We start from the raw sequence: 11,925 nt of genomic DNA, 5'->3' as shown, positions 1-11,925 counted from the left end.
GTTATGTCGAATAAAAGTATGATTTTGAATTTGTTCTTTTTTAACCCCCAGGGCGATCATCGTTTTTCCTGGCGCCACCCGCTGTCGCCGACCCAAGAGATATTCACGCTGGGTTACTACGCAAGACTGGTGCAGGCGGCCGAGGCGGCGAAATTTGACGCGGTTTTCATTGCGGATCACGTCGCTGTCTGGGATTCCGTCGCCAGTGGGTTGAGGCACTATGCCAACGCGCGCCTTGAACCGATTACGCTGTTGTCCGCACTGGCTGCGGTTACCGAGCACATCGGGCTGATGGGCACGGCTTCGACTTCCTATAACGAGCCCTTCAACCTCGCGCGCTATTTTGCTTCGCTGGACTACCTCAGTGCAGGGCGAGCCAGCTGGAATATCGTGACGTCCTGGCTGGAAGAGGAGGCTTCGAATTTCGGCTTGTCAGGCCTGACGAAACACGGCGATCGTTATCTGCGGGCCGAGGAGTTCATCCATGTCGTCAAGCAGCTTTGGGATTCCTGGGAGGAGGGGGCGCTTGAATTTGACAAGGGCACCGGCGACTTTGCCGACCCATCGAAAATTCACCCGATCAATCACAAAGGCGCACATTTCAACGTACGTGGGCCGCTCAACGTGCCGCGTCCACCCCAGGGCCACCCGGTCCTCGCTCAGGCGGGGTCTTCTGAAGCCGGCAAGAATCTGGCCGCCGCACATGCGGACGTGCACTTCTGTTTTATCAATTCGATCGAAGAGGGCTTGGCGTACAGGGCCGATTTGAATCGCCGACTCGAGTTGAAGGGCAGGCACTCCAGTGATCTGAAAATCATCACCGGTGTGCTTCCGGTGGTGCTCGAGGATGAGACTGAGGAGGGGCGACGTCGGCAACTTGAGGACAGCCTCATTATCGATGCCGTGGCGATTGATCTGGTCTCCAGCTACACCCGTCTGGACTTGACAGGGCTATCGCCGGACAGCCCATTGCCGGCATTGCCGGATGAGTCTGAGTTTGATGGCATTCGAACCGAGCTGGCCCTGCTCAAGCAGTACGACACCTCCTTGTCCATTCGCGAAATAGGGCGCCGGTTGGTCAAGAGCTCCAGTACCTGGCTGCTGATCGGAACGGCGGAGCATATTGCCGACAAGCTTTCAGCGTTATACGAATCGAATGCCGTCGATGGCTACAACCTCATGTTTCCGTTTTTACCCACTGACTTCGAAACATTCACCCGTGGCGTGGTGCCTCTGCTGCAGGCCAGAGGGGTGTTCCGACAGGAATATGAACCGGGGACGCTGAGGGATCGCTTGGGCTTGAAGACGCCGGCCAACCGTTTCCTGCTGTGATCAGCGTCAATCGAGCCCTCTGAATGGATTTCATATGACCAGCGATCTATCCATGTACCTCGCTCCCGCCAGGGTTTTACACGCACAGGACGCCTGGCTTGAGCGCATCCTGGCGATTCTCGGCGAGCACCGTGGGCAAAAACAGATTGTTGAACTCGCGGCGCATCGGCTTTCCCCGGATCTGTTGTTATCCCAGACCTGCGGCTATCCATTCGTTACGTCGCTGCGGGGAAAGGTGAGGCTGGTAGGGCGCCCGAGCTATGAGCTTACCCATAGCTCGGGAGGGGGCCATTGCAGTTTGCTGCTCTGCAGAGCTGATTCGGCCGTGACTGACCTGGCAGGTTTCCAGGGCAGCCATGGCCTGATCAATGCAGCGGATTCCAACTCTGGAATGAATTTATTGCGCCACACGCTGGCCGGGATCAGCGACCGAGGTTTCTTCTCGAAACTCACCTTCACCGGATCCCACAGGGAGAGCATGCGAAGGCTGAGAGAGGGCGAGGGTGATTTGGCGTCCGTCGACAGTGTCACCTACGACTATCTTGTGAGAGATAACAGTGCCGAGATCGAAGGCCTCAGGATCCTGACACGAAGTGTGCGCAGTCCTTGCCTGCCTTACATCACCTCGATTGGTCAGGACGCCGTTTCAATCAGGAACGCAATGAACGATGCCTTGGGGCAGCTTCCTGAGGTGTCCCGTGACCTGGCGATCAAGGAAGTCCTGCCCGCCAGTGAGGCTGACTATGAGTGTCTCCTGGAATATGAGTGCAATGCGGCCAATCGCGGCTTTTCGTTTCTTTCGCCCTTAGTAAGGACTGATACGCCCGCTTTTTTACGTCGCTCTGAAGTGGTCTTGTAGATGACTGTTGATTTCTTCCGTTCGATTCTGCCGCCCCGGGTGCCGACCATGCCCTCCGGCAAGATCCGCTGTATTGCTGCTGGTGGGTATGGTTCGTAGTCAGGTTCGAATTCCGACCCGCCGCAGCACGCTGTCGACGCTGGCAGGCAAGCTCATTAGACATTGGTGGTGTACCTTGTAAACTTAGTATTCGTAAGCGCCTAGATCGTCTGAATACCTGTAAGGAAACCGCCATGCTTGAAATCGAACCGCTCTGCTTTTCGTCCGACTGTCCTAGCCGGGCCTTATTCGACCAGATTGCTGATAAGTGGTCGATGATGGTGCTGGCGGTGCTTGATGGCGGTCCGCAACGCTTCAACGCGATCCGTCGCCGGTTGCAAGGCGTGACCCAAAAAGCGCTTACCCAATGCCTGCGCAAGCTGGAACGCAATGGCTTGGTCTCGCGAGAGGTCATTTCGCTCTCGCCGGTCGCGGTGCAGTATCAGATCACGCCGTTGGGCCGCACGCTACAAGCGCCTTTTCGGGCACTGCACGAGTGGACTGTCGCCAAGCTGCCCGAGGTCGATGCGGCCCGGCGAACGTTCGACGCCGCCAGCAGCGCGGGGAGTCCGGAGGGTAGGCTGCTTAACTCGATGTCATGAGCGCGGCGTCCACTGTCGTGGATCGGCCATTGTATGTTCGAAGTGCTACCGCTACTCATATGCGCAAGACCCTCTATCGATGGTTCAACCGCCCAGCGCCAATGAATGTTCTCAGGCAGTAGGTTTCCTCGAACCTACTAGGGCGACACAAGGTGCCTAATAGACACCAGGTTTATTCCATATACCATCTTCATAGTCCTCACTGTCGAGGCAAGCGCGCCGAGCCTTCACTCTGTTTCGTTGCGCTTGCCGGCGAGCTGCAGTCCGCCAATTGTTCATACGACAGGAAGCACCTTTTGGGTGAATCCGCGCCTGACTAAACATTGAGCGCGCGCTGGACATCAATAAACGCTATAGATGGAGAGCATATGGAAAACCTGAAGCTGTTGACCCCCTTGAGCAATAAAGAGCTTAACTTCAAGAATCGAGTCTTTATGGCGCCAATGACCAGAGGTCGATCCAAGGATCAGGTCGCCAACGAATTGACCGCAACGTATTACGCGCAGCGTGCATCAGCAGGACTGATTTTCACGGAAGGCACCCAGATCAGCGCCCAGGCGGTCGGTTGGACGAATACCCCAGGAATCTATACTCCCGAGCAAATTGCGGGGTGGAAAAAGGTAACCCGGGCAGTTCATGAAGCGGGTGGTTTGATTTTTGCGCAACTTTGGCATACGGGAAGGGCATCTCACCCGGACTTCCATAGTGGAGAACTGCCGGTGGCGCCATCGGCCGTCCCGTTCAATAGCCAAGCATTCACGCCAGAAGGCATCAAGCCTTCTGTGACCCCACGGGAAATGACCCTTGATGAAATCAAGGCCACCATCGCAGATTATGAAAAGGCTGCGCAGGCTGCAAAGGATGCGGGTTTTGATGGCGTTGAGGTGCACGGTGCAAATGGTTACCTGCCGGCGCAGTTTCTCGAAGATGGATCAAACAAACGAACCGATGAGTATGGCGGCACCGTTGAGAAGCGGGCAAGGTTCCTGCTTGAGGCTACTGACGCCGCGATAAAGATCTTCGGGCCGGAACGTGTCTCGGTCAGGCTGTCGCCGCGCATTCCGTACAACGACATGGGCGACTCTAATCTCGAGCAGACCTACATGTACGCGGTGCAAGCGCTGGAAAAGAAACACGTTGGTATTCTGCATTTCATGGAACCGTCGACCCTGCCGGAAGGCGTTAAACCTCTAGCGCCGGGGGCCCGCGAGCGATTCTCAGGGATTTTCGTGTTGAATGTTGGCTACGACCGCAAGTCTGCGGAGCAGGTGCTGGAAAGTGGCCTGGCTGATGCGGTCACATTTGGCACGCTGTTCATCAGTAATCCTGACCTGCCTGAACGCTTGCGCCAAGACGCGCCATTGGCGGCAGCGGATGCTTCCAAGTACTACAGCGGCGCAGAAGAAGGTTATATAGACTATCCGGCGATGGCCTGATTCATCCCAATCGGAGCGTAGTAACGTGAAGTTCAGGTGTTGAGCTTAACCGGTTCGCTCCATCACGCGCCGTGCCTTCTGGGCACGGCGCTTTTACTTGGGCGATCCTCCGTTTGATGTAGACGCCGCTCGGGACCAGGGATGTGGTCTTAGTCGATTCATACGCGGCTATGCGGGTACCATCACGTTCAATAGCGCAGGTTACATGGCAGAAATTTTTGCGGTTTTTCCCGCCTCAGCTCATTCCTTTGATCTATCCGGCGACCAGCAACAAGCTGATCTGGTACCTCCTCAATAAATCGCTTGGAATTGTGGAGGGTCTTCAGCAACTGACCGTGGCTTCCTATGCCGCGCGATCACTCACGTTCCGTTCATTCGACCTCTTCATTGCCGCGGCCGCCGGGTTTTAGCTCGGACCGAAGAAAGGCTTAACCTCGTTTCCGGGTTAGTTAACAAGTACGTTTGGTATTTTTCGTAGTTTGCGGAACCAGGTCAGATGATCATCTGCAAACTCCGCCAACCGTAAGTGTTCGCCGGTTTCGCGGGCAAGATCGTTCAGCGGAGTTACATGATTCTGGCGAAGCCCTTTTCAGTAATTCAGTTACGCCCATGCTTGTGATCTTCACGTCAGCCTGTGGTGATCCTGTTCGTCCTGGCAAACGCAGTCTTATTCTGCAAGCGCGTTCATTTTTTAGTGAGCTTTGGCCAGCCAACTGTTTCAATGAGAACCGTTTGATTATCAATTATCCGCTCTCGCTTTTCTGAGGTCGGTCGGATCTAGAGCCGAACCTCTGACTAAAAAAGAGAGACCTTACTTCTCTGGGCGTGCTCGAGGGAAGAGCTTCAATGTCATCGGCACTAAAGGTATGCATAGGCCAAAGAGGTGATTACCATTCGCTGATTGGTACGTATGATCGGCTGCTGGCGCAGCCGATCATGTTGACTTCATCCTTCAATACTTAAATGTGTATGGGGAAATCAAACGGTTTTGTTATCGCCTACCATCTGGAAGGGTGGCTTGTAATCGTTGTCAACTCGTCAGCCCCCTTTTTCCCCGGCGTCGGAAGAGGCTCGGGTTGCGCGTACCGCGGTTGAGTCGATCATCCAGGTTTTCAAATCGATCAAGCCTTGGTCATTTAATCTCAGGTGCAAGCGTTTGAGCATCTGATCAAATGACCCTTGGTTTCGCCAACCTCGAAACCGTTGACCCTGGGCCAAAGCTCTCCGGCATATCTCGCCACGCAGGCCCGAGCAAAGCACCCAGAGCACGCCATCGAGCATCAGCCGGTCGCTCAGGCGGGGCCGCCCCCGGCCATGGGTTTCGATGAAGATATCAGCAACCACAGCCCAGGCCTCGTCCGAGAGTTCGTAACGCCTTGCCATCACAGAATTCCTTTCCGTAGAGGGCTGGAAACTTTACAAAATTTCAGCTTCCGAGGATGCCGATTAGGTCTCTTTGTCTTTCATACAGAGCCTAAGCCAATGTTTTGAACGCATGAGGGTCAAAGGCGCGCAATTCATCAATACGCCCATCCCGCACCTTCTCTACCCAATCAGGATCGCCAAGCAGAGCTCGACCTACCGCGACCATGTCGAACTCGCCGCGCACCATTCGTTCGTAGAGTCCGTCAATAGATCTCGGCTCTGCGCTCTCGCCGGCATATGCAGCCATAAATTCGCCGGACAGGCCTACCGATCCCACAGTGATCGAAGGCTTGCCGCTTAGCTTTTTCAACCATCCAGCAAAGTTGAGATCGGAACCTTCAAATTCCGGTTCCCAATAGCGGCGTTGCGATCCGTGCAGAGCATCGACTCCGGCATCGACGAGCGGTGCTACCCACGCTTCGAGTTCGGCAGGTGTCGCTGCCACTTTCGCCTCATAATGCCCGATCTTCCATTGCGACAGTCGCATGATGATCGGAAAATCAGGGCCGGTCGCTTCGCGTACGGCACGAACAATTTCGGCACCAAATCGTGCGCGTCCACTCATACTGCCGCCCCATGCATCACTGCGACGATTTGTGAACGCCCAAGCGAACTGGTCGATAAGATGGCCGTGCGCCGCATGAATCTCAACAGTGTCGAAGCCTATGCGTTGTGCCTCCGCCGCAGCATTCGCAAAGGCGGCGATGGTGTCGGCAATGTCAGAGTCGCGCATCGGCTCGCCCAGCGGATTCCCAGAATTATCGAATCCGGAGACGCTGTCGATCCGACCTTCCGGCAACCAGCCAGTTATCGGATTTGGATTGGCTCCGAGATGACCGATCTGAAGGCCGATCCGACCATTCGCCGCATGGACATCGTCGGCGACCCGGCGCCAGGCGTCGAACGAAGCCTCTGAATTTAGCCGGGGCATTGCTGGGTCGCCGTGGGAAGCCTCACGATCGACAACGCTGAGTTCCGTCAGAATCAAACCTACGCCTCCTTCCGCACGCTTGCGATAATAGGCTCCGGTCTCAGGAGGAATAATGCCGTCTTTGGCAAAAAGGCGCGTCATGGGTGCCATGACAAAGCGATTGGGGATAACGAGTTTGTTGATTGAAAAAGGTTCGAACAATGCTTCATAAATCATGTGGTTTATTTCCTAATTGAGCAGTGCACGTTTTGCAGAGGAGAGCATGTTGGTTGATATCGCGTCGCGATTTTTCAGGGGGCTTCTCGATCACTTCAGCCATGTCAATCCGTCTGCAAGAAGCTAAAGAACTGACTTGTATGTTGATACGCAAGAAATGGTATATGATCGAAACCTAGTGTCAATTAGGCACTAGAAGTCGCCTAGGTATACATGAGGGAACCGCATGCTGGACGCTAAGAAATCGGATTTGGGGAATCGACTGCTTCTCGATCAAATCGCCGACAAATGGTCTATTTTGATCCTGTCGCAAATCTGTCAGGAACCGCTGCGTTTCAATCTTCTCAAGCGCAGTATTCCCGGGATCTCTCAGAAGGCTTTGACGCAGGCTTTAAGGCGGCTTGAGCGCAACGGCATCTTGGAACGCGTCGTCAAGACGACGTCACCAGTAGCTGTGGAATACCGGGTGACGCCTCTCGGTAAGACGCTCAGCGGACCGTTCTCTGCTCTTCTTGACTGGACAGAGCGCCATGCGTCGGAGGTCGAAGCTGCCCAGAGTGCATATGATGCTCGCCAGGCTCTGTATGAAATCCCGAGAAACCCAATCGGCATCCTCGAAAGCTGAAATTTTGTAAAGTTTCCAGCCCTCTACGGAAAGGAATCCTGTCATGGTAAGGCGTTACGTGGCCGCCCGCGTAAACACTGTAAATGGTTGGTTGCCGACAAAGGCTACGACGCCGAAGCACTACGCCGCTACTGCGACCAATATCGAATGCAACCTGTCATCCCGCTGCGCTCGATGGAACACAGATCCAAGCCTGGCTTACCAAGACTGTTTGATCGGCCCAAGTACCGACAGCGCAACATCATCGAGCGCATGTTTGGCTGCCTGAACCTGAAAGAGAACCGCCGGATCGTGACGCGCTTCGACAAGCTCGCGAACAGTTATGTCGCTATGGTCTCGCTGGCTTGTGCCAGGCGGTGTTTGCGACATCTCTTTTCGTACAGAACCTAGGTGCTAAGGGGGGATGTTTCGCTCTATGACGCAAGGCGTGATGCCCGGACGCATACCTCGCTTCGACAAGCTCGCAACAAGTTTTGCGGCGATGGTCTCATTGTCCGGTGCCGTGCGCTGTTTGCGACAATATTTTTCTTGCAGAGCCTAGGACAGTGTGCTTGATCAGCCTCTATGGAAATGGCCCAGCTAAGTTCATGCAGCGAGGAGGGGGAGTTAGTGCAAAGCTCCCCCCGGCACTTGCAGGTCAACCTCGGTGGTGGCTGCAGACCTAATGGCGGTGAGCACGGCCGCTGCCACCTGTTCATCCGACATGCTCGGCGTACCGGGAAATCGTGCGGCTTGTTGGGGCAAGTATGGGATATGGATAAATCCAGCACGAACGTCAGGACGTCCGCGCAACGAATGCATCAAGCTGTAGAAAGCGTGGTTACAAACAAATGTGCCAGCAGAGTTCGAGATGCTGGCGGGTATGCCTTCCTCACGCAGCGCAAGCATCATTGCCTTGATCGGCAGTGTTGAAAAATAGGCCGCCGGGCCTGTCTCGTCCACTGGCCTATCGATGGGCTGCTGACCAAGGTTATCCGGTATTCTGGCGTCATCGACATTGATGGCGATCCGCTCCAACGATATGTCCGAACGCCCCCCGGCCTGACCGACAGCAATGACTATGTCGGGTTGAACGCCGCGAATAGCGTCGATGAGTACATGGCACACCTTGTCAAAGACACATGGCAGCATCGCGGTGACCACATGGTAACCGGGCATCACCTCTAGACCATCCATGTCCTTAACGGCTTCCCATGCCGGGTTGATCGTTTCGCCCCCGAAAGGCTCGAAACCAGCGATGAGGACGATCTTATGCATGGAGGCTCCTGAGTCGGTGAGATCACCCTGCATAGCGCAGGGGCAGTGAAGTGGTGTACTTGATCTGCTCCATGGCGAAGCTTGAGCTGATGTCTAACAGGCCCGGAATTTGAATGAGTTGCTTATAGACTTTGTCGTAGCCTTTGATGTCGGGTACGACCATCTTTAGCAGGTAGTCGGTGTCGCCGGCCATCCTGTAAAGTTCGGTGATTTCGGCAATTGATGCGACGCCCGTGTTAAAGGACTCGAGCCACTCGGCCGAATGCTGGTTGGTCTTGATCGAGACAAACACCGTTACCCCGACATTGAGTTTCTCTCGGTCTAGCAGGGCCACTCGCTTGCCCAATATGCCATCTTCTTCCAGTTTCTGGATACGCCGCCAACACGCGGTGTTGCCCAAGCCAATGCTTTCGGCAATGGTACCGATCGCCACGCTGCAATCGTGCTGGAGAGTCTCAAGAATCGCTCGATCGAACTTGTCCAGATGTAGTGCCGCGGTATTAGCCATGGGCGCATTGATCCTGTAACCAATAATGTGACCCGGGGGCGGATAAAATCGGCAGTTTGAAAAAATAACAAACGCACTTAGTCAGCGTTAAGGGCATTTTTGATTCGGCCACGTAGCAGTGCCTACTGATTGCACTCGAGTTGCAGGTGCTAAGGATTGAAAACTAATACTGTACATGGCCGATTCAGATTTAAAAACGTTGTGCTTGTTTTTTAGAAACTATACACCGCAGTCAGGCGAGTAGTGCGTCCTTCTTTCTGGTTTACCCAATCGGGAGAGGTGCTATAAGAATAGATATCGCGATTAAAGACGTTTTTGACACCCAGTGTCAGCGACCAATCCTTTTGCTTATAGAACACCGATGCATCCGTTTGCGCATGGCCTGGATTATTAAAGTAACTGCTGGTCCGATATCCGTTCCACGAGTCGCTCTGAGCCGTAACGCCTACACCTGCCCCAAAGCCTTTCAGTGCTCCTTCCTGAAGTTGGTAGGATGTCCACAGGTTGGCAGAGTTTTTCGGTTGCCCTGTGATGCGGTTGACGCGGCCATTTACCATTGCTGGGTCTTTGAACTTCGAATAGGTATAGCTGAATGTCACGTCCCACCCCGGCTTTATTTGACCGTTGAGATCGAAATCGAAACCTTTGCTCTTGCGTCCCTCTGTCCCGAGATACTGGCCAGTTTGGTTGGCGACAGGAACGTTGGTTTGCTCAATGTCAAACACTGCGGTGGTCATGGTCAGACGGTCATCGAGCAGGCTGAATTTCAGCCCCACTTCTTTCGCCCGGCTTTCGCTTGGCGCCAACGAGTTGCCACTGATATCGAAGTTTGCTGAACCGCTGAAACCGTTGAGCAAATTCGCATACGCGGTGATCTCGTCGGTCAGATCATAGGCGATGCCATAGTTGGGCACCCATTTCTTTTGATTGAACCCCGAGGGTTCCGCACCTACCACACGCGTTTGCGATATCCATTGGGATTCTTTGCCTGCAAAGAGCAGGTGCAGTTTCTCGAGAATGGTGATTTGGTCCTGGATGATCAGGCCGCGCTGGATGGTTCTGCCGTCGATGGTTTTCGCGTTTGCGGATGAGATTGCAGCGTAGTCCTGACTGTCTGCATCGTATGCATTACCACCGACGAATGGGCTGCCGGGACGCTGGTATTGCGTGAAGTTGCTATGCTGGTAGTCAACTCCGATCAGTAGTTCGTGCTTCAGCGGGCCGGTGTTGAAGGTGCCCCTGACATCGTTCTGAGTGCTCCAATACCGCGAAGTAGTGGTCGATGAAAATGGGCTTACTACCATGCTGCCATCGGCGCTAATGTCGTAAGTTTGATAAATTTGGAAGCTCAGGGAGGCATCGGAGTAGGTCGCTTTGCTGTTGAAGGTCCAACCATCCATGAGGTCCTGGTTCAGTTCGTAATACCCAGTCTTGGTTACGCTGGAAATATGGTCGTCCTTATCTCCGAGGCGAGGTTTAGACAGATCCACCATCTTTCCTGTCGTAGTATTGAAAAAGGTACCGGCGAGATTTTGTGCAGAGCGTGTATCGTTGAACTCCGCGCCGACCTTGATGCGAGTCGAGTCGCCTTTCCAGGCAATGACTGGTGCGACAAAGTCGCCACGTGAGCCTTGATAATCTGGATAGGTTTCACTAGACCGCAGACGCGCGTAGTTCAACCGGTAGCTCCATGCTTTGTCATCCGTCAAAGCGCCACCCAGGTCCACAGCAGTCTTGAATTCACCACGATCGGTAACTTCTTGACGAACCACATGCAGCGGATCTGTTACCGGTGCCTTGCGCACGAGGTTGATTGTGCCCCCTGGTGATGAGCTACCTGCCATGACCGCTGCGGGGCCCTTGATGACCTCAACATTTTCAACGCCATCGATCGGAGTAGTGGGCAGCAGCATGCCGAATCGCGTCTCGGGTGCGCCGACGCCATCCGTAGAAGTCTGTGTGACCTCGTATCCACGAATGAAGTAAGTGGTAGTGCCCCGGTTTCCTACTTGCGCAACTACGCCGGCTGCATTACGTAGGGCGTCTTCGACGCTAGTGGTCTGGCGATCTTCAATGACTTTACGAGTGATGGTCTTGATCGACTGCGGTGTTTCTTGCAGCGCTGTATTGGTCCGTGTGGCACTGCTCGATGCGGTTGCTGCGTACTCCTCGGCAATGGGCGCTCCTTCTACCGAAATGGAAGGAAGCACGGTGTCGGTGGAGTTGCCATGAGCAGCCGCGACCGGGGTAGGCGACATGACGATCAGATTGCCGTTGGCACCAATGAACGATTGCAGCGATGTATCGGCGATTGCCGCAGCGACGGCCTGGCCAGCACTCAAATTACCCTTGATAGCTGGCGCGCTGTAGTCGGCAATATTGACGACATTAACCTGAATGTCCAGACCGCTCTGGCGGCTGATTAGCGACAACGTGTTTTGCAGCGGGCCGGCAGGCAAATTGTAAGAGCTCTGCTGGGTGATATTGGAGGGTGCAGGTGCAGCGGTAGATACTTCGGTATAACCAATGCTAGGCAAACCCAGTGATATACCCAGTGCCAGCGGCAAAGGTTTAAAACGCTTGAAACCTGTTGTATTCCCCATTCTTCATATCCCCCGATGAACAACAAAAAATTGTCCTGCCTTCTGTGCAGTTGTTACTAAAGTGCAATCAGAATTGAAAAGTGACAGTGGCG

At 54.3% G+C, this 11,925-nt stretch carries 10 protein-coding genes and 1 pseudogene; 6 read left to right on the top strand and 5 right to left on the bottom strand.

Annotated features, from left to right (window positions below; genetic code table 11):
• Positions 1-3 precede the first annotated feature (3 nt).
• The 4 genes from HNR03_RS01610 (at position 4) to HNR03_RS01595 (ending at position 4,268) form a co-directional block, all read left to right on the top strand.
• Positions 4-1,332, top strand: coding sequence for an LLM class flavin-dependent oxidoreductase (locus HNR03_RS01610; RefSeq protein WP_259150316.1), 1,329 nt, complete (start codon positions 4-6; stop codon positions 1,330-1,332).
• Between the two features lie 34 nt (positions 1,333-1,366).
• Complete coding sequence (locus tag HNR03_RS01605; RefSeq protein ID WP_259150312.1) at positions 1,367-2,191, top strand: phosphate/phosphite/phosphonate ABC transporter substrate-binding protein; 825 nt, start codon at positions 1,367-1,369, stop codon at positions 2,189-2,191.
• A gap of 233 nt (positions 2,192-2,424) precedes the next feature.
• The gene (locus HNR03_RS01600; RefSeq protein ID WP_259150311.1) at positions 2,425-2,832 is read left to right on the top strand and encodes a helix-turn-helix domain-containing protein; all 408 of its coding nucleotides are present in this window, start codon (positions 2,425-2,427) and stop codon (positions 2,830-2,832) included.
• A 368-nt stretch (positions 2,833-3,200) separates the two neighbouring features.
• Positions 3,201-4,268 carry an alkene reductase gene (locus HNR03_RS01595; protein ID WP_259150309.1) on the top strand — a complete coding sequence of 356 codons (1,068 nt, stop codon included), beginning with the start codon at positions 3,201-3,203 and terminating at the stop codon, positions 4,266-4,268.
• A gap of 1,038 nt (positions 4,269-5,306) precedes the next feature.
• On the opposite strand, the gene HNR03_RS01590 is transcribed toward HNR03_RS01595, so the two are convergent.
• Together HNR03_RS01590 and HNR03_RS01585 are read right to left on the bottom strand one after the other, a co-directional pair.
• Positions 5,307-5,651, bottom strand: a complete 345-nt coding sequence (locus HNR03_RS01590; protein ID WP_405046033.1) for a transposase — start codon at positions 5,649-5,651, stop codon at positions 5,307-5,309.
• Positions 5,652-5,742: 91 nt separating this feature from the next.
• A complete protein-coding gene (locus HNR03_RS01585; RefSeq protein WP_259150306.1) occupies positions 5,743-6,840 on the bottom strand; it encodes an NADH:flavin oxidoreductase in 1,098 nt (365 codons plus the stop codon).
• A 226-nt stretch (positions 6,841-7,066) separates the two neighbouring features.
• On the opposite strand from HNR03_RS01585, the gene HNR03_RS01580 reads away from it, so the two are divergent.
• Together HNR03_RS01580 and HNR03_RS01575 are read left to right on the top strand one after the other, a co-directional pair.
• Positions 7,067-7,465, top strand: coding sequence for a helix-turn-helix domain-containing protein (locus HNR03_RS01580; protein WP_259150301.1), 399 nt, complete (start codon positions 7,067-7,069; stop codon positions 7,463-7,465).
• A 57-nt stretch (positions 7,466-7,522) separates the two neighbouring features.
• Positions 7,523-7,855 (top strand): annotated as a pseudogene (locus HNR03_RS01575) (transposase); the annotation flags it as partial.
• Between the two features lie 216 nt (positions 7,856-8,071).
• On the opposite strand, the gene pcp reads toward HNR03_RS01575, so the two are convergent.
• The 3 genes from pcp to HNR03_RS01555 all read right to left on the bottom strand — a co-directional run bounded on the left by pcp (position 8,072) and on the right by HNR03_RS01555 (position 11,833).
• Positions 8,072-8,722, bottom strand: coding sequence for a pyroglutamyl-peptidase I (pcp, locus tag HNR03_RS01565; protein WP_259150298.1), 651 nt, complete (start codon positions 8,720-8,722; stop codon positions 8,072-8,074).
• 22 nt (positions 8,723-8,744) lie between these two features.
• Positions 8,745-9,206: an Lrp/AsnC family transcriptional regulator gene (locus HNR03_RS01560; protein WP_259152063.1), complete on the bottom strand. Its 462-nt coding sequence runs from the start codon at positions 9,204-9,206 to the stop codon at positions 8,745-8,747.
• 236 nt (positions 9,207-9,442) lie between these two features.
• Positions 9,443-11,833, bottom strand: a complete 2,391-nt coding sequence (locus HNR03_RS01555; protein WP_259150295.1) for a TonB-dependent siderophore receptor — start codon at positions 11,831-11,833, stop codon at positions 9,443-9,445.
• Positions 11,834-11,925 lie beyond the last annotated feature (92 nt).

This window comes from Pseudomonas sp. JAI111 (assembly GCF_024809425.1).
In the GTDB taxonomy this organism is placed as follows: Bacteria; Pseudomonadota; Gammaproteobacteria; order Pseudomonadales; family Pseudomonadaceae; genus Aquipseudomonas.
Note: the sequence above shows the minus strand (reverse complement) of the source record. Positions and strands in the feature narration are given on the sequence as shown.